Annotated in this window: 17 protein-coding genes and 1 pseudogene; 11 read left to right on the forward strand and 7 right to left on the reverse strand. The window is 73.7% G+C overall.

What is annotated here, in order from left to right; all coding sequences use genetic code 11:
- Positions 1–4: 4 nt before the first annotated feature.
- Positions 5–961: a phosphotriesterase gene (locus ACIRPP_RS12905; protein ID WP_403641059.1), complete on the reverse strand. Its 957-nt coding sequence runs from the start codon at positions 959–961 to the stop codon at positions 5–7.
- Positions 962–1,015: 54 nt separating this feature from the next.
- A complete protein-coding gene (locus tag ACIRPP_RS12910) occupies positions 1,016–1,999 on the reverse strand; it encodes a phosphotriesterase (protein ID WP_403641062.1) in 984 nt (327 codons plus the stop codon).
- A 216-nt stretch (positions 2,000–2,215) separates the two neighbouring features.
- On the opposite strand from ACIRPP_RS12910, the gene ACIRPP_RS12915 reads away from it, so the two are divergent.
- The 4 genes from ACIRPP_RS12915 to ACIRPP_RS12930 are packed head-to-tail and all read left to right on the forward strand — an operon-like array spanning position 2,216 to position 5,683.
- Positions 2,216–3,388 carry a cytochrome P450 gene (locus ACIRPP_RS12915; protein WP_403641065.1) on the forward strand — a complete coding sequence of 391 codons (1,173 nt, stop codon included), beginning with the start codon at positions 2,216–2,218 and terminating at the stop codon, positions 3,386–3,388.
- Positions 3,385–3,573: a ferredoxin gene (locus ACIRPP_RS12920; protein ID WP_403641068.1), complete on the forward strand. Its 189-nt coding sequence runs from the start codon at positions 3,385–3,387 to the stop codon at positions 3,571–3,573. Before ACIRPP_RS12915 ends, ACIRPP_RS12920 begins: the two co-directional genes overlap by 4 nt.
- Complete coding sequence (locus ACIRPP_RS12925; protein WP_403641071.1) at positions 3,570–4,715, forward strand: NAD(P)/FAD-dependent oxidoreductase; 1,146 nt, start codon at positions 3,570–3,572, stop codon at positions 4,713–4,715. Before ACIRPP_RS12920 ends, ACIRPP_RS12925 begins: the two co-directional genes overlap by 4 nt.
- A gap of 11 nt (positions 4,716–4,726) precedes the next feature.
- Complete coding sequence (locus tag ACIRPP_RS12930; protein ID WP_403641074.1) at positions 4,727–5,683, forward strand: LysR family transcriptional regulator; 957 nt, start codon at positions 4,727–4,729, stop codon at positions 5,681–5,683.
- A 178-nt stretch (positions 5,684–5,861) separates the two neighbouring features.
- Here ACIRPP_RS12930 and ACIRPP_RS12935 read toward each other — a convergent pair whose 3' ends face one another.
- Positions 5,862–6,470, reverse strand: coding sequence for a TetR/AcrR family transcriptional regulator (locus ACIRPP_RS12935; RefSeq protein WP_403641077.1), 609 nt, complete (start codon positions 6,468–6,470; stop codon positions 5,862–5,864).
- Positions 6,471–6,798: 328 nt separating this feature from the next.
- On the opposite strand from ACIRPP_RS12935, the gene ACIRPP_RS12940 reads away from it, so the two are divergent.
- From ACIRPP_RS12940 to ACIRPP_RS12950, 3 genes are all read left to right on the forward strand, one after another.
- A complete protein-coding gene (locus tag ACIRPP_RS12940; protein WP_403641080.1) occupies positions 6,799–8,433 on the forward strand; it encodes an MFS transporter in 1,635 nt (544 codons plus the stop codon).
- 328 nt (positions 8,434–8,761) lie between these two features.
- On the forward strand, positions 8,762–9,766 hold the full coding sequence (speB, locus tag ACIRPP_RS12945; RefSeq protein WP_403641083.1) for an agmatinase: 1,005 nt from the start codon (positions 8,762–8,764) through the stop codon (positions 9,764–9,766).
- 210 nt (positions 9,767–9,976) lie between these two features.
- Positions 9,977–10,936 (forward strand): LysR family transcriptional regulator, encoded by a 960-nt coding sequence (locus tag ACIRPP_RS12950; RefSeq protein WP_403641086.1) that lies wholly within the window; start codon positions 9,977–9,979, stop codon positions 10,934–10,936.
- A gap of 199 nt (positions 10,937–11,135) precedes the next feature.
- On the opposite strand, the pseudogene ACIRPP_RS12955 reads toward ACIRPP_RS12950, so the two are convergent.
- Positions 11,136–11,549 (reverse strand): annotated as a pseudogene (locus tag ACIRPP_RS12955) (AMP-binding protein); the annotation flags it as partial.
- Between the two features lie 97 nt (positions 11,550–11,646).
- Here ACIRPP_RS12955 and ACIRPP_RS12960 point away from each other — a divergent pair.
- The gene (locus ACIRPP_RS12960; RefSeq protein ID WP_403641089.1) at positions 11,647–12,930 is read left to right on the forward strand and encodes a PucR family transcriptional regulator; all 1,284 of its coding nucleotides are present in this window, start codon (positions 11,647–11,649) and stop codon (positions 12,928–12,930) included.
- A 120-nt stretch (positions 12,931–13,050) separates the two neighbouring features.
- Here ACIRPP_RS12960 and ACIRPP_RS12965 read toward each other — a convergent pair whose 3' ends face one another.
- Genes ACIRPP_RS12965 through ACIRPP_RS12975 form a run of 3 tightly spaced genes read right to left on the reverse strand, consistent with a single transcriptional unit; the run spans position 13,051 to position 15,411 of the window.
- A complete protein-coding gene (locus ACIRPP_RS12965; RefSeq protein WP_403641092.1) occupies positions 13,051–14,082 on the reverse strand; it encodes a MerR family transcriptional regulator in 1,032 nt (343 codons plus the stop codon).
- Positions 14,076–14,870: a HEAT repeat domain-containing protein gene (locus ACIRPP_RS12970; RefSeq protein ID WP_403641095.1), complete on the reverse strand. Its 795-nt coding sequence runs from the start codon at positions 14,868–14,870 to the stop codon at positions 14,076–14,078. The genes ACIRPP_RS12965 and ACIRPP_RS12970 overlap by 7 nt, the downstream gene beginning before the upstream one ends.
- Before the next feature lie 52 nt (positions 14,871–14,922).
- Positions 14,923–15,411 (reverse strand): ATP-binding protein, encoded by a 489-nt coding sequence (locus ACIRPP_RS12975; protein WP_403641098.1) that lies wholly within the window; start codon positions 15,409–15,411, stop codon positions 14,923–14,925.
- Between the two features lie 189 nt (positions 15,412–15,600).
- Between ACIRPP_RS12975 and ACIRPP_RS12980 the strand changes: the two genes are divergently transcribed.
- The 3 genes from ACIRPP_RS12980 (at position 15,601) to ACIRPP_RS12990 (ending at position 17,276) form a co-directional block, all read left to right on the forward strand.
- Entirely contained in the window at positions 15,601–16,434 is an 834-nt protein-coding gene (locus ACIRPP_RS12980) for a helix-turn-helix domain-containing protein (protein ID WP_403641219.1), read from the forward strand.
- Positions 16,431–16,625, forward strand: coding sequence for a DUF397 domain-containing protein (locus tag ACIRPP_RS12985; protein WP_403641101.1), 195 nt, complete (start codon positions 16,431–16,433; stop codon positions 16,623–16,625). Before ACIRPP_RS12980 ends, ACIRPP_RS12985 begins: the two co-directional genes overlap by 4 nt.
- Positions 16,626–16,718: 93 nt before the next feature.
- Positions 16,719–17,276: a VanZ family protein gene (locus tag ACIRPP_RS12990; RefSeq protein ID WP_403641104.1), complete on the forward strand. Its 558-nt coding sequence runs from the start codon at positions 16,719–16,721 to the stop codon at positions 17,274–17,276.
- The last annotated feature ends 14 nt before the right edge of the window (positions 17,277–17,290 follow it).

A 17,290-nucleotide genomic window follows, 5' to 3' on the forward strand; every position in this document is an offset into this window, starting at 1 on the left:
CTCTCTACTTCTGGAGGGTGAGGAAGGCGGCCGGGTTGTGGACGAAGATCGTCTCGATGGCGGCCTCGTCGAGACCGGCGGCAAGGAGGTCCGGGATGAGGTCCTCGAAGATGTAGTTGACGGTGTGGCCCTTGACGCCGGGCCAGCCCAGCGGGCTGCAGTTGGCGTCGGCGGAGGCGAGGACCTGCCCGATCCTGCGGCCGCCGTCGATGAACCGCAGGAAGTGGTCGAGCCGCTCCTTGCGGGGGCGGGCCCAGAAGGGCGGGTCCGGGAGTTCGGTCTCGTAGCCGAAGGTGTCGAAGCCGATGCGTGCGCCCTGCTCGGCGATCCACACGTCGCGGGTCTTGTCGGCGTTGACCCCGTCGTCGACGTGCCCGAACAGGACGCGGTCCAGGGGCAGCCCCTCCTCCTGGAAGATCGAGATCGCGTTCTCCGCGTCGATCGCCAGGTGGGTGAGGATGGGCACGCCCGTGGTGAGCGCGGCGCGGGCGGCGGCCCGGTAGATGCGCTTGTCCAGGTCGGTCATGCGGCCGCCGCGGCTCACGCCGACCTTGATGACGCCGGCGAGGCTGCCGGTGTCGCCGATGCCGACGGTGATCTCGTGGACGAACTGCCGCATCAGGTAGTCCACGTCGGCGCGGGCGAAGTGCGGCAGGGCGGTGTCGCCGCCGACGAAGCCGGTGCAGGCGACGATGTGGACGCCGGTCTTGGCGGACAGCGACTTGTAGTAGTCGACGTCACGGCCGTTGCAGATCCCGGTGGCGTCGACGAAGGTGCCGCCGCCGTACTCGTGGAAGGCGCGCAGCTTGGGGACGGTCTCCTCGTACCGCTGCTCGGGGGTCTTCCACCACTTCGTGTCCAGTTCGGAGCCGGGCATCCCGTAGCCGATGTGCTCGTGGACGGCCACGAGCCCCAGTTCCTCGGCCGGGACCGCCCCCAGGACGGTGTTCACTCTCGACACAGCACTCACCTTTGAATGAAGAAGCCTGAAGCCTGACGGTCGTTGGGCGGGCGCTCAGCGCGCCGGTCGCACCGACAACAGGGCGCGCGGGTTCGCTTCGAGGATCCGCCGCGTGTCCTCGTCGCCGAGGCCGCGCGCCTTCAGGAGCGGGACGAAGGCGGTGAGGACGTGGCTGTACGGCAGGTCGTTGCCGGTGTGGGCCTTGGCGACGCCGGTGGCGCCGGTGGACAGCAGGACGCGGTCGGCGAACCCGGCCGCCACCAGTTCGGCGACCAGGTCGGCGCGTTCGGCGTCGGTGAGGTGGTCCCCGTCCTCGGTGCCGACGTGGTCGAGGGCGACGCGGGCACCCCGGCGGGCGACCTCCAGGGGGGCTCCGGCGGCGGCGAGGTCCCGGCGGTCGAGTCCGCCGACGACGACCCGGTCGGCGGGCAGCTTCTCGTCGAGGACGACGTCGAGGTCGTGCAGGGCGTCGGCGCCGGGGCGGACGGAGACGGCGACGCCGGTGGCGAGTCCGGCGCGGGCGGCGCCGCGGAACAGGCTCTCGTCGGTGGCCGTCATGCCCTCCCGGGTGGCGGCGGTGGCCACCAGTCCGGCGGCGCCGCGCCGCTCCACCCGGGGGACGACCATGCCCTCGGTGACCTCCCGGGCGAACAGGTCGGCGAACTTCTCGGCCGGCCACGGCGTCGGCGGGTTGGTCTGCGGGGTCAGGAAGTAGCCGCCGAGCAGCTCCTCGGGGCCCTGGCCCGTGGAGGCGACGATGTGCACGCCGGTCGCGCGGGACAGGGTCTCGTACAGCCGCACGTCCCGGCCGTGGAACATGCCGGTGCTGTCGACGAGGGTGCCGCCGCCGTGGGCGCGGAAGTCCTTCAGCTTGGCGGCGAGGAGCTCGTAGATCTCGGCGCGGTCGAGGGTGACGTCGAAGGAGTGCTCCGCGCCGGGCACCACGGACAGCAGCGCCTCGTGGATCGCGACGACGCCCAGTTCCTCGGCCGGCACCGGGCCCAGGACGGTGTTGACGGTGGTGCTCTCGACGCTCATGGCTGCCTCACGTGTCCGGGGTGGGGTGCGCGGCACCCGGTGGGTGCGGTCACCGTAGCCATTCGCTTTACATGGCGTCAATGAAACAGACGCAGAGAAAAAACATTGCACATAAGGTGGGCCCGGTCGCCCGACCAGGGATCATGCAGCAGATGCATGACGAGTCATGCAAAACATTCACTTGCCGAATGGATGCGGTCTCCCTTCACTGAGGGCATGAGCACCCCACCCACCTCGGACATCGACCTCTTCGCCGACGAGGTCCTCCTCGACCCCTACCCCGTCTACGCCGCCCTGCGGGAGACGGGCCCCGTCGTCCATCTGCCGGAGAACGACGTCTACGCGCTGACGCGGTACGACGCCATCCGGGGCGCCCTGGCCGACGTCGAGTCCTTCTCCTCCACCTCGATCGGATTCAATCCGGCGGTCAACGAGGCGCTCGCCGGCACGTCCCTCGCCTCCGACCCGCCGGTCCACACCCAGCTGCGGGCCACCCTCACCGAGAACCTCTCGCCGCGTGCGCTGCGCGGCCTGAAGGGGCAGATCGAGGCGAAGGCGGACGCCCTGGTGGCACGCCTCGTCGAGCAGGGCTCCTTCGAGGCGGTCGACGCCCTCGCCCGGGCCTTCCCCCTGGAGGTCGTCGCGGATCTGATCGGCTTCACCGGCGAGGCACGCGACAACATGCTGCGCTGGGGCCAGGCCGCCATGCAGGTCATCGGCCCGATGAACCAGCGCACCGCCGAGAACTTCCCGATCGCCGGCGAGCTGTACGCCTGGTGCTCGCAGGTCAAGGCCGCCGACCTGGCCGAGGGCTCCGTGGGCCGCGGCATCTTCGACGCCGAGACCCGGGGCGACATCCCCGCCGGCACCGCCGGACACATCATCCACCAGTACCTCGGAGCGGGCGTCGACACCACGATGGCCTCGATCGGCAACATCGTCGCCCTGTTCGGACGCCACCCCGACCAGCTCGCCCTGGTCCGCGAGAACCCCTCGCTCGTGCCGAGCGCGTTCAGCGAGGTGCTGCGCTACTGGGCCCCGATCCACGCCTGGGGGCGCCGCGCCACCCGGGACGTCACCGTCGACGGCACCCTCATCCCCGAGGGGGCCCAGGTCGCCGTCCTGTTCGGCGCGGGCAACCGCGACCCCCGCCACTACGACAACCCGGACGCCTTCCTCGTCGAGCGCAACCCCATCGACCACCTGTCCTTCGGGTACGGGCCGCACGGCTGCGCCGGCCAGGGCCTCGCCCGCCTGGAGGCGCACGCCGTGATCGACGCGCTGTCCCGGCGCGTGGAGCGCCTCGTCCTCGGCCCCGAGGTCCGCGTCCCGAGCAACATCACCCGCAGCATCGAGGAGCTCCCCGTCCTGGAGGTGGTCCCGGCATGAACATCGTTCTCGACCGCGCCCGTTGCGAGGGGCACGGCCTGTGCGAGGAGGCCGCCCCGCAGCTGATGCACCTCGACGACGACGGCGAACTGATACTGGACCGCCAGCCGGCGGACGAGGCGGACGCCGCCGCGGCGAACGCAGCCGTCCGGGTGTGCCCGGTCGCCGCGCTGAGGCTGGCATGAGCACCGCCACCCTGCGGCGCGTCGTGGTGGTCGGCAACGGCATCGCCGGGCTCACCGCGGCCGACACCCTGCGCGAGAGCGGCTTCGACGGCGAGCTGACGATCATCGGCGACGAGCCGCACCCGGCGTACAGCCGCCCGGCCCTGTCGAAGGCGCTCCTGCTCGACGGTGAGGACCTGACCACGCACGAGCTGCCGCCGGCCGCCCACGGAGCCACCGAACTGCTGGGCGTCCGGGCGACCGGGCTCGACCCGGACCGCCGCCGCGTCCGCCTGGACGACGGCACCGACCTGCCCTACGACGGGGTCGTGCTGGCCACCGGCTCCCGGGCGCGGCGGCTGTCCGCGCTGGACGGGGAGATCACCCTGCGGGGCCTCGACGACGCGCTGACGCTGCGCGGCCGGCTGGCCGGCCGCCCGTCGGTCGTCGTGGTCGGCGGCGGCCCGCTCGGCATGGAGATCGCCTCGGGCTGCCTGGCCGTGGGGTGCGAGGTCACCGTGGTCTCCCAGGGGCTGCCGCTGACCGTGCAGCTCGGCCCGTACCTCGCCGGCGTCTTCGTGACGGCGGCGCGGGAACAGGGCCTCACGGTCGTCGACACCGCCTCGGCCCGCCTGGAGGGACGGGGGGAGAGCAGCCCGCGGGTCGTCCTCGCGGAGGGCACGGTCCTGGAGGCGGACCTCGTGGTGTCCGCCGTCGGGGACGTGCCCAACACGGAGTGGCTGGCGGGCACCGGGCTCGCCGAGAACGGCGTCGTCCCGGTGGACGCGCGCGGACTGGCCCGGCCCGGCATCGCCGCCGCCGGCGACCTCGTGGGTCTCCCCACCCCGTCCGGTCCGCGCCGCATCCCGCTGTGGAGCAGCGCGATCGAGCAGGCGAAGTGCGCCGCACGGGCCCTGGTGCACGGCGAGGGCGCGCCCCCGCTGGCGTTCCGGCCGTACTTCTGGACCGAGCAGTTCGGGCTGAACCTGAAGGCCGTCGGCCCGCTGCCGCCCAGCGGGGAGCCGGTCTACGTCAACGGCGGGCCCGGCGGCGGCCGGGCCCTCATGCGCTGGGAGCACGCCGACGGCACCGGCCTGGCGGCCGCGCTCAACTACCGGATCCCGATCCCCCGGCTGCGCCGGCTGAGCGAGTCCGCCGCGTAGCATTCCTCGCCATGGACGACACCGGGGACGACGCCATGGACGACACCGGGGACGGCGCCGAGGGCACCGCGGGTTCGTCGCTGGACCGCCTGGCCTCGGTCAACCTCAACCTGCTGGTGCCCCTCCTCGCGCTCCTGGAGGAGCGCTCGGTGACCCGCGCCGCGGAGCGGGTCGGCCTCTCCCAGCCCGCGATGAGTCACGCGCTCGCGCGGATGCGGCGCCTGCTCGGCGACGACCTCGTCGTCCGGCAGGGGCCGGGGGTCACCCTGACGCCGAAGGCGATGCAGCTCGTCGCTCCCCTGCGCGGCGTGCTGCAGCAGACGGCGCGCATCGTCGACCTGCCGTCCTTCGACCCCGCCACGGACCAGCGCGTCGTCACGGTCGCGATGACGAACAGCACCGCCTTCGTCCTCGGCCCGCACCTGATCCGGCTCGTCGCCGAACGCGCGCCGGGTGTGACCCTGCGGCTGCGCACCATCACGGTGCCGACCGAGGCGACCTACACCGACCAGGGCGTCGACGTGGTCCTGATCTCCGAGGCGCACTTCTCGCCGCATCCGCGCGAGCGCCTCTACGACGACCGCGTGGTGGTCGTGGCCGGGGCGGACGCGCCGCCCGATGCGAGCGCCCTGGACCTGCTGGCCGGCCTGCCGCACGTCGTCGTCGACACCGACCGGCGGGTCTTCCCGTACTCGGTGCTGGAGGAACGCGGTGTCACCTACCGGGTCGGCCTGCGGGTCTCCGACTTCCTGCTCGTACCGGTCCTGGTGGCCCGCGCGGGCGGCGTCGCGCTGTTCCGGTACGAGGTCGCCGCCGCGATGCGGGAGCTGGCGGAGCTCAGGATCGAAGAGTTCCCGTTCCCGCTGCCCGGGCTGGGCATCGACATGGTGTGGAATCCGCGGTCGGGCGACCAGGAGTTCGTCGCCTGGTTCCGCGCCCTGCTGCTGGATGCCGCCGCGCGTCTGTGAGGCCCGACTGCCCGACTGCCCGACGGGTCGACGGCGCAACGGGGCGGGCGCGGGTCGCAGGCCGCACCGGGGTGGGCCGGGCCCCCGCGTGCGGTTCAGGGGCGCGGCCGGGCCCCGCCGCGGAGCGGGGCGGGTCTCGGGTCACGCCGGGTGTTCGTCCGGCGTCTCCCGGAACGGATCAGGTCAGCAGCCGCACCCAGCTCTCGCCGAGTTCGTCCAGCATCTGGTCCCGGCTGAGCTTCCAGTCGGCGCGGTGCCAGTTCTGGGCGACGAAGTCGAGCTGCGCCATCGCGAGCACGCCCCGGAAACGCCGCTGGTGGGGCTCGAAGCGCCCCGCCCGGTCGAGCCCGTCCTCGATGTCGCTGATGGCCTCCTCCAGCCAGCGCTCCACCAGGTCCGTCAGCTCCGGGTCGACCACCGCGGCGTCGCGTCCGGCACGGATGATGGGCCGGATGTCCGGCCACCGCTCGGCGGTCTGCCGCAGCCACGCGCCGATCGCCTCCGGCGTGCCCTCCGCGACGGTGGCCACCAGGTCGTGCGCCGTGGAGCCGTGCTCCTCGGAACGGACCCGTCGCAGCGCCTCGTTGAGCCGCTCGTCGATGAGCGCCCGCATCAGCTCGCTGCGCGAGGAGAAGTACGCGTAGAAGGTCACGCGCGTGGTGCCCGCCGCGGTCGCGATGTCGTCCACCGTGGTGCCGGCGTACCCCTTCGCGTTGAAGAGTTCGAGCGCCGATTCCAGCAGCAGACGGCGCGTCATCTGCTTGTGCGCCTCACGAAGGTTCGCCATGCCCGGATCCTAACGTGCCGGTCCGCACGCCGACCGGCCACACCGCCACCGCCACTCACGGAACGCAAGCAAGACTGACAGCCCGTATCCCTCCCGGCCGAAACGTCAACCATGCGAGACGACGCGCCGATGTGTGACCTTACTTTCAAGCTGTTTGCTTTATGTCACGCTCAGAGCATTGACGCGACGTAAAGCGAATGCCATTCTCCACGGCATCACGCCCGACCCGCCGTCACGCCTCTCCCCCACCGCGACCGCCGGGCCGTGGCCTCACCGCTCTCCAGGCTCCCGTTCCGGGACGCCCTCTTCCCAGCCATGGAGATCAGCCATGACCGTCAACAACGGGACGACGACGTCCCAGGGCCCGACCGCGGGGGCCGCCCGACTGCCGGGCTACGCGGGAACACTGGCCGCCGCCTGCGGCGCGGTGTTCGTCGCACAGGTCGCGAACGCGCTGCCCGCCTCGCTGAACGGCCTGTTCCAACAGGACCTCAACACCCACGGCTCGCAGCTCACCTGGATCACCGCGGCGTTCATGATCGCCGTGGTCTGCTTCGAGTTCACCTTCGGTGTGCTCGGCGACCTCTTCGGCCGGCGGCGCCTCGTCGTGGCCGGTACCGCCCTCGTCGCGGCGGGCAGCACGGTCGCCGCGCTCGCCCCCACCGTGCAGGTCCTCTGGGTGGGCGCCGCCCTCAACGGCCTCGGTGCGGGCGCCATGTTCCCCGGGTCGCTGACCGCGATCACCGCGGTCACCCGCACCAAGCGGGAACGCGCCCACGCGGTCGCCCTGTGGAGCGGCTTCCTGTCCGCCGGCGCGGCCCTCTCACCGCTGCTCGGCGGCATGTTCGCCAAGGTCGGCTCCTGGCGCGGTTCCTTCTGGGTGCTGGTCGGACTCGCCCTGGTCAGCATGGTCGTCACCCTGCTGCTCGCCACGGAGTCGAAGGCGCCCGAGGGCCGCAAGCTGGACGTCCCCGGCCAGATCACCTTCGCCATCGGCCTCATCCTGGTCCTGTACGGCGCCGTCGAGGGCCCCGAGTCGGGCTGGACCACCCTCCCCGTCATGCTCTCCTTCGCGCTCGGCGCCTGCTTCCTCGCCGGGTTCGTGCTGGTGGAACTGGGCGCGGACTCCCCGATCTTCGACCTCAAGCTGTTCCGCAACCGGGCCTTCACCGTCTCGTCGGTCGTCGCGGTGATCGGCATGCTCGCCTTCCTCGGCGCCTGCTTCGCGACGAGCATGTGGCTCGGCCCCGTACAGCACCAGGACCCGATCCGGGTCGCGGTGCCCTTCCTGCTCCTCCAGGGCCCCGCCTTCCTGCTCATCCCGGTCGTCTCCCGCCTGCTGCACCGGGTCGCCCCCGCCTGGCTGCTGACCTCCGGCTTCCTCGTGATGGCGGTCGGCTGCCTGCTCGGCACCCGGCTGGACGTCACCGACACCGGGCTCGGCGCCTTCGTCGCGCCCACCCTGCTGATCGGCATCGGCTTCGCCCTCACCGTCAGCTCGGTGACGGCCGTGGCGCTGAACAGCGTGCCGCCGCATCTGGCCGGCATGGCCAGCGCCACCACCAACATGCTGCGCGACCTGGGCTTCGTACTCGGCCCGGTGGTGGTCAGCGCCGTCGCCCTGAGCAACGCGGGCTCGGCCTTCGCCTCCGGCCTGGCGGGCGCCGACCTGCCGGCCGGGCAGATCGCCGCCGCGCAGCAGATCGCCGACGCCGGCGGGCCCATCGCCGTGAACAGCCTCCCGCCCGGCGCCCCGGGCTCCGCCGCGCACGGCCTCGCCCTGGACGCCCTGGGCAGCGGCTTCCACACCGCGTACCTGGTGTGCGCGGTGGCGGCCCTGGTCGCCGCCGGCCTGACCGCCTTCGGCATGCTCGGCATCCGCTCGGACCGCTCCCTGGAGGAGGAGGGACAGGCCCCTTCGGCGTCCGGCCACGGCGACACCCGGCAGCCCGCGCCCCTGTAGGACCGGCCCGGCCCCACTCCCCCGGAGGGCCGGGCAGGCGGGCGGCACCGGTCACGACGACCGGCGCCGCCCGCGCCCGCGCCGGTCCGGGCGCGGCAGGGCCGGTCCGGGCGCGCCCGCGCCGGGAGCGGAGGCGCGGCGACCGTCCGGCCCCCGCCACGGCGTCAGCGGACGAGCATCAGTTCCGCTGATGCTCAGCGTCAGCCGCCCCCTCTTCTTCCGATGCTCCGGGCGGGCGAGGCTGGCCCGTGTCCGGACGGGCCCCGAGGGTGCGGCTCCGCGCCGGATGCCCGCAGTCCCGCGACCCCCGAGCAGAAGGGCACACCCCATGGCCAGTCCCCGCCCGGCCGGACAGCGCGACCAACCCGGCATGCCCCGCTACGGCGGCATCGCCACCTACGCGCTGCTCCCCCGCATCGAGGACGTCCAGCACGCCGACGTGGCCGTCCTCGGCATCCCCTTCGACAGCGGGACCAGCTTCCGCCCCGGCGCCCGGTTCGGCCCGGCACACATCCGCGAGCAGTCCCGGCAGCTCCACCCGTACCACCAGTTCCTCGACGTGCGGCCGTTCGACGTGCAGCAGGTGGCCGACGCCGGTGACGTCGCGGCGGGCCCGTACGACATCGACCGGGCGGTCGCGGCGATCGAGTCCGCCGCACGGTCCCTGGTCGCGGGCGGTACGAAGGTCGTCGCCCTCGGCGGCGACCACACCGTCGCCCTGCCCCTGCTCCGGGCGGCGGCGGCAGCCCACGGGCCGCTGGCCGTGCTGCACTTCGACGCCCACCTGGACACCTGGGACACCTGCCACGGCGCGAGCATCTGGCACGGCTCGCCCTTCCGCCGCGCGGCCGAGGAGGGGCTCCTCGACCTGGACCACTGCCAGCACGTCGGCGTGCGCGGCGGCATCTACGACCCGAGCGAACTGGCCGACGACCGCCGGGCCGGGTTCGAGATCATCGACAGCGAGGCCTTCCAGGAGCGCAGCGTCGGCGACATCGTCGCGCAGATCCGGCGGCGCCTCGGGGCGCGGCCCGTCTACGTGTCCGTCGACATCGACGTCCTGGACCCGGCGCACGCCCCGGCCACCGGCACCCCGGAGGTCGCCGGGCTGACGACCCGTGAACTCTTCCGCACACTGCGCGGCCTGGCGGGGCTGAACATCGTCGGATGCGACGTCGTGGAGGTCGCCCCCGCCTACGACCACGCCGACATCACCGGCCTCGCCGCCGCCCACACCGCCTGGGAGCTGATCTCGCTCCTCGCACTCGACGGGAACCGTGGCGGGGCCGGCCGGGCCGGCCGGGCCGACCGGGCCGCGGAACCGCACGCGTAGGCGGAGGGGACGGCCACGCGGGGACGGAAAGGCCGGCAGGGCCGCCTGATTGCGGCCACGCGCGGACGCACGCCACGACAGGGCCCGCCCAGGAGCCGCCACACGCAGACGCACGCCACGACAAGGCCCGCCCAGGAGCCGCCACACACAGACACACGCCACGACAAAGCCCGCCCGGGAGCGCGGCGCCGGCCCGCATAGGTTGCTCCCATGCTCAACACTCGTCGGCTGGCCCTGCTGCGGGACCTCGCGCGCACGGGCACCATCGCCGGAGCGGCCGAGGCCGCCGGCTGCACGCCGTCGGCGGCCTCCCAGCAGCTGACCGCCCTGGAGCGGGACGTCGGGACCCCACTGCTGGAACGCACGCCGCGCAGCGTGCGGCTGACCGAGGCCGGGCGGGTCCTGGTGGACCACGCGCACCGTGTCCTCGCCGAACTCGACGCCGCCGAGGAGGCGGTGCGCGCGGTGGCGGGCCTGCGCGGGGGCCGGATCCGGGTCGCCGCGTTCCCCAGTGTGGCGACCGGGCTGATGGTGCCCGCGCTCACCGCGTTCCGGCAGCGGCACCCGGACGTGCGGGTGACGTTCACCGAGGCGGAGCCGGAGACCTCGATGCCGGCGGTGGCCGACGGCGGGCTGGACCTGGCCGTCACGCACGAGTACGGGCGCCTGCCCGAGCCCGCGCTCGGCGGCCTGCGCCAGGTGCTCCTCCACCGGGACCGCATGCTCCTCGCGGTCCCCCCGCACCTCCAGCGGGCCGGCCGGACCGCCGCCGGGCTGCGGGACTTCGCGGACGCCACCTGGCTGTCGGCACTGCCCAGCACCGGATTCCAGGCGGCGACCGAACTCCTCTGCCGGGCCGAGGGGTTCGAGCCTGACATCGCCTTCCGCTCCGACCAGTACGAGGTCCTGCTCGGGCTGGTCGCCGCCGACTTCGGCGTCGCCCTCCTCCCCGCCCTGGCCGCGGTGCCGCACCGGGGCGTGACCTACCTGGAGGTGACGCGGCCCGCCGGTCTGACCCACGACATCCACATCACCACCCGCGAGGCCGACACGTCACCGGCGGTGGAGGCGCTCTCCGCCCTGCTCGTCCGGCGGGGCGTCGTGGAGGCGGCCCCCGCCGGACGAGGACGGGGCGGCGCGGAGGCCGGGCGGGCGGGTCGTCAGGCGTGAGGCCATGCCCTCTCGGCGCCCTCGCCCCGGCCCTCGTGCCCGCCGCCGGCTTCGCCGACGCCGTCCCGCCCGCCTTCGCCTTCCCGTGCGGGAGGGCGCGGTCGCCGCTCACGGCCACGTCGGAGAGCCGGTGTTCGGGCACGGCGGCGACCGCGGCGCGGGCCGGCACCCGACCGGGGTCGCCGATGTCGCCCGGCACGACGGTCACGCCGAGCCGCCACGCGGCGTGGCAGAGCACCACCGCCTCCGGACAGTCGGGCAGCAGCAGCGCCAGGTGGTCACCGCGCCGCAGGCCCAGCCGGGTGGGGGCCGGGGCGAGCCGTGCGGCCGCACGCCGCAGCACGCGGAAGCCGATCCGCCGGCCCGGGGCGACCAGGGCGGTGCGGCCCCCGTACCGGCGGGCCGCGCCGTCGAGCAGGTCGGGCAGGGTCTCCCGGGGCACGGGCAGGGGCCACGGGACGCCGGGTGCGCAGGAGCGCAGTCCGGGTTCCTGGGCGGGCCGTCGCTCGAACAGATCCGTCAAGACCGGGACGGTGACCCATCGCATGCTGTGACCACTTGTGTCCGGGCGCGCAGGGCCGCCCCGCGCCGTTGTCACTTCAATGACAAGCATCGTTGCCGGATCTGTCGGACACCGACGGGCCCGCGGACTTACTCCCCGGTAAGGTCACGGAGCCCGCCTTTGATGTCCCTGACACCGAGGGAGCCCCATGGACGACGCCCGCACCAGGACGCCACCGCCACAAGACGACGCCCGCACCAGGACCTCACCGCCACAAGACGACGCCCGCACCAGAACCCCACCGCCACGAGACGACGCCCGGGCAAAGGACCTGCCGGCCGAACTCCAGGACCACCTGCGGCCGTTCCTGGGCGAGATCACCGAGGACGTCGTGCGCGCCATCCGCACCGAGATCCCCGAGTACGCCCGGCCGACGGACGAGACGTACATGCACGTCGTGAACCGGGGAGTCGAACAGGCCCTGGAGGGCTTCCTGTCCCGGCTGTCCGGTTCCGGCGCCGACTGGGAGGACGTCAGGGCCACGTACCGGCGCATCGGACAGGGCGAGGCCGACGAGGGGCGCAGCCTCGACTCCTTCCAGGCGGCGCTGCGGCTCGGCGCGCGGGTGACCTGGCGCAGGGTGAGCGAACTCGTCGACGTGCACCGGCTGCCGCCGCGGGACCTCATCGCGTTCGGGGAGACCATGTTCGTGCACCTCGACGAGATGGCGGCCGCCACCACCAGCGGATACACCGAGGCCCGGCTGCACGCCGCGGGTGAACTGCAGCAGCGCCGCAGCCGGTTGATCGACCTGCTCACCGGCGACGCGGCCGTCTCCCCCGAGGCGGTCGCCGACCTCGCCCGCACCGCGCGGTGGCCGCTCCCCCGCGACATCGCCGTCGTCGTCACCGAGCACACCGGGGAGCCGGACGCCGTCGGCCGCATCGTGCCGCCGGAGTTCCTCGCCCGGTTCGACGGACAGCCGGGCATCATCGTCGTCCCCGACCCGGAGGGCCCCGGCCGGGACCGTGCCGTCGCGGGGGTGTTACGCGGCCTGCGCGGCGCGCTCGGCCCCACCGTCCCGCTCGACGCGGGCGCCCGCTCGCTGCGCTGGGCCCGCGACGCGCTCGACCTCGCGCAGCGCGGCATCCTGCCCGGCACCGGCCTCGTCCGCTGCGCCGACCACCTGACCACGCTGCTGCTCTTCCGCGACGAGGAACTCGTCGACGGGCTCGCCCGACAGCGGCTCGGCCCGCTCGACGCGGTGCGCTCCCCGCAGCGCGAGCGGCTCGCCGAAACGCTTCTGTGCTGGCTCAGTTGTGCCCGTAACGCCAGCGAGGTCGCCCACCGCCTCGCCGTGCACCCCCAGACCGTCCGCTACCGGCTGCGTCAGCTGGAAGAGGTCTTCGGCGAACAACTCCGGGACCCGGCAGCACAGTTCGAGATGCAGATCGCGCTGCGCGCCCGGGAACTGCGCCGGCCGCCGGGCTGACCACACATTCGGCGCCGACCCGCGGCTCACTCCCCGGCGGACCGTTCGACGCAGATCGCGCTGCACGCCCGGGAGTTACGCCGGCCGCCGGGCTGACCACACACGGGGCCGGCCCGCGGCTCACTCCCCGGCGGACCGTTCGTCGAGCACCGCCACGAAGGCCGAGGCCACCAGGGCGACGGCGGGGTCGTCGTCGCGGGCCAGCCCGTCCAGCACCTCCCGTACGTCCAGGGCGGCCGCTTCCGGCAGCTCCACGAGCGCCTGCACGATGCGGATCCGGGTGCCGGAGTCCGCCGCGGGGGCGGCGAGTTCGCCGGTCAGGGCGGTGATGACGCGCGCCGCGCACCCCGGCTCCCGGGACAGCGCACCCAGGACCTCCGCCGCCTCGACGTCGTGGTCACCCGCGACGACCATGGCGACCAGCGCGGGAACGGCCCCCGTCGTCCCGCGCCGGCCCAGTGCCAGCGCGGCACATCCGCGCACCGTCGCGTCCTCGTCGTCCAGCGCGTCGGCGAGCAACTCGGATGCGCCCGGCGCCTCCCCCAGCTCCACCACCGCCAGCACCGCACGGCGCCGGACCGCGGCGTCCTCCGCGTACAGGCCGTCGGCCAGGGCGGCCGCCGCGCCGTCACCGCCCGACCGGGCGAGCGCCCAGCGCAGGGCACCCGCCACATGCGGGTCCGCCTCCGCCAGCACCGCCTCGGCCAGCAGCTCCGTCGCGCCGTCACCCCCGCCCGCCGGGCCGAGCAGCGCCTGCTGCCGGCGGGCGGGACTGGGCGAGCCGAGACCCTGCATGAGCGCGACCACGCGCAACACGTCCTGCCAGTCGCCCGGCTCCGACGCGTCGATCGCGCGGAGCCGGTCGAGCAGCTCCCGCTCCCGCTCCAGGCGGTCCTCCGTCCACCGGATGAGATCACCGACCAGCGCGGACGGCGTGGAGGCCGGGTCCTCCAGCGCCCGCCCGATCTGCTTGAGCGACAGCCCGAGGGACCGCAGGCTCTGCACCTGGAAGAGCCTGCGGACGTCCTCGGCGGAGTACTCGCGGTAGCCGCCGACGGTGCGGCCCGTCGGCCGCACCAGACCGAGGGCGTCGTAGTGGCGCAGCATCCGGGGGCTCACCCCCGAGTGCCGCGCCACGTCACCGATCAGCATGCCGCGCCCTCCGGGGGCAGGGCCCCGGCCTCCGCCGCCGCCCCGCCCGCCCCGGCGGACTCCTCTGCCGCCCCGCCCGCCCCCGCGGACTCCTCGGCGGCGGCCGCCCGTTCCGGCCCCAGGGCGACGATGCGTTTCGCCTCCTCGACCGCCGCGTCGAACCCCGCCTCCGGGTCCCGCAGGAGCAGCGCGGTCGCACCGGCATGCGTGGCCACCACCGGGTCGGGGTCCGCCGCGGCCTTCTCCAGCGCGGGCCGGATGTCCTCCCCGAGGTCCACCAGGGCCCGGCTCAGGCTCAGCCGCACGTCCCGGTCGCCCCGCCCGAGCTGCTCCACGAGCGCCCCGGTCAGGCGCGCCCGCTCGTCCTCGTCCCACGGCGCGAGAGCCACCGCCGTCCGCCACGCGGCGCGCGCGACCTCGTCGTCGGCGTCGTGCAGCAGCGCACGCGTGATCCAGGCGTACGCCCGGCGGTCCCCAATCTTGGACAGCGTGTGCAGCGCCTGGCTGCGGGCCTGAGCCCGCCCGGAGCCCAGTTCCTCCCGCAGCCGGGGCAGGGTGAGGTCCGCCGGGAGGCGGATCAGCGCCCACGTGAGCATGTCCCGCACGAAGAAGTCCGGTTCCACCGCACACCGTTCGACGAGCGTCTCCAGCAGCGCCGGGTCCGGTGCCGAACCGGCCGCCATCGCCGCCTGGAGCCGGACCGACGCGGCCTCGGCGCCCAGCGCGGCCACCACACGGGTCTGCTGCGGGGTTCCGTTGGTCGGATTGATCGAAACCACCTCCAGCACCCAGGGGACACCTTGCCACGATGTCAGGGTCAAGCCGCCCCCGCCTCTCCCCTCACCCCGTGGCCGCGAGCACGTACTCCGCCCACACCGTCTTGCCCGGGCCGTCGCACCGCGGACACCAGCCCCAGCGGGCGGCCAGCCCCGCCACCAGGAGCAGCCCCCGGCCCCCCACGTCCTCCGGCCCCGGCGCCCGCGGCTCCACCCTTTCGGGCGGGGTCCGGTCGGCCCGCGTGTCGGTGACCTCGATCCGCACGGTGCCGGGGCACCCGGTCACCTCCATCCGGAGGTGGAAGTCCCGGCCGCCCACATGACCGTGCCGCACGGCGTTGGCGGTCAGCTCGCCGACGACCACCACGATCTCCTCGTGCGGTCCGGTCCCGTACGGGACACCCCAGGCGTCCAGCCGGTGCGCGGACAGCCGGCGGGCCAGACGGGCACCGCGCGGGGTGGAAGTGAACCGCATCTCGAAGACACGGCTCGGAGCATCGGCCGAAGCCGCGGACGGGACGGTGCCCACGGCACCCGGGAGTTGATTCGTCACGCCCTCCACGGTCCCGTCGCCCGCGCAGCGTGACCAGCGGCGACCCGACGACGCGGTCCGTTGTACGCGCACCGCCTCCCCGCGTACGAGGCGCGGGGCGTGACGCGACCACGGGCGCCGCCGTTGGGCACGGGAGGCGACAAGGGGACACCGATGACCGAGGGTACGGAGCCGGGGGGCGAGGCCGTCATGGCCGACGACACGGAGGGGACGACGGCCGACACGTCGGGGCAGGCCGTCGTCGCCGCATTCGGGCAGACACTGAAGACACTGCGTCTGCGAGCCGGCCTGGAACGCGAGGAGTTCGGACGCCGCATCGGCTACTCGGCCTCCACGGTCGCGTCCTACGAACAGGGCCGGCGCATCCCGTCACCGCGGACCATCGAGCGCGCGGACGAGGTGCTGGGCGCGGACGGTCTGCTGACCGTGTGGAAGGAGCAGGTGGAGCGGGCGCAGTACCCGGTGTTCTTCCAGGGGATGGCGAGTCTGGAGAAGGAAGCGATCGAGCTGCTGGCCTACGACGCCATCGTGGTCAAGGGCCTGCTCCAGACCGAGGAGTACATGCGAGCGCTGCTGGCCATGCGCCGCCCGGTCCTGGATCAGGAAACGGTCGAACAGCGGGTGGCCGCCCGCCTGGCCCGGCAGGACATCTTCGACCGGCGGCCCTCACCTCTGCTGAGTTTCGTCATGACCGAGTCGGTGCTGCGGCACCGGTACGGCGGCAAGTCCGTGCTGCGTGGGCAGTTGGAGCATCTGCTGCTCATCGGCCGGAAACCCCATGTCGAGATCCAGGTCATGCCGACCGACTCCGAGGACAACGCCGGCGTCAACGGGCCGTTCACCGTGGTAACGCGCAAGGACGGCCGGAAATTCGTGTACGTGGAAGCTCAGTCGACCAGCACACTTCAGACCGATCCGGAGCAGACGGCGTTCGCCGCAGCCCGTTATGGGATTATCCGGTCGCAGGCTCTCACTCCACGAGAGTCCCTGGGGTTTATCGAGAGGTTGCTGGGAGAGCTATGAACACCGCTGAGTCCTCGGCCACGTCCGGCCTCGCCTGGTTCAAGAGCAGCCACAGCGGAACGGAGGGGGGCGACTGCGTCGAGGTCGCCGCCGGTACGGGGTCGGTGCACATCCGGGACTCCAAGGCCGTGGCCGGTCCCGTCGTCGAGGTGTCGCGCGAGGCGTGGGCGGACTTCGTCGAGCACGCCTGACACCGTCCCCCTCACGTTCCGGAAGCGGGAGCCCTGCCCTCCGTGCGAAGGGCAGGGCTTCCGGCTGTCCCCTTCACCAACTCCCGGGATCCCATGCCCCTCTGGCAGACCGTCCTCCTCGTCACCCCCGCACGTACGGCCGTGGCACTGCTGCTCGCCCCGTTCGCGGTGACGGCGCTTCTCGCCGTGGAGACCCGCTGGGCGGAGGGGACGCGCACGGCGGGCCGCATCGGGCTCGTCCTCTACGCCTCGCTGGTCATCGCCGCCACGTTCTCGCTGAGCCCTGCGGAGACCGGGGGCGGCGGGCTCTCCTTCGGTTCACTCGGCTACCTCCTGTCCGGGGGCGAGAACCTCGGCAGCATGGAGAAGGACATGATCGTCAGGCAGTCCCTCGCGAACCTGCTGATGTTCGTGCCGCTCCCCGTTCTGATCAGCCTCTCGCGCCCGGGGCTCCGGTCATGGGTCACGCTGGGCTCCTGCGTGACCCTCACGTTCGTGATCGAGACGGTGCAGTTCCTCGGGGGCGGAGGCCGGGTGGCCGACGCCGAGGACTTCCTGCTGAACTCCCTCGGCGCGGGCGTCGGCCTCCTCGTCCTCACGGCCGCTCGCAGACTGGCCGCCCTGGCACCCCCGGAACGTGCGAGGGGGTGATCAAGCGAGCATGC

It is taken from the genome of Streptomyces sp. NPDC101219 (assembly GCF_044767675.1).
Lineage (GTDB): Bacteria > Actinomycetota > Actinomycetes > Streptomycetales > Streptomycetaceae > Streptomyces.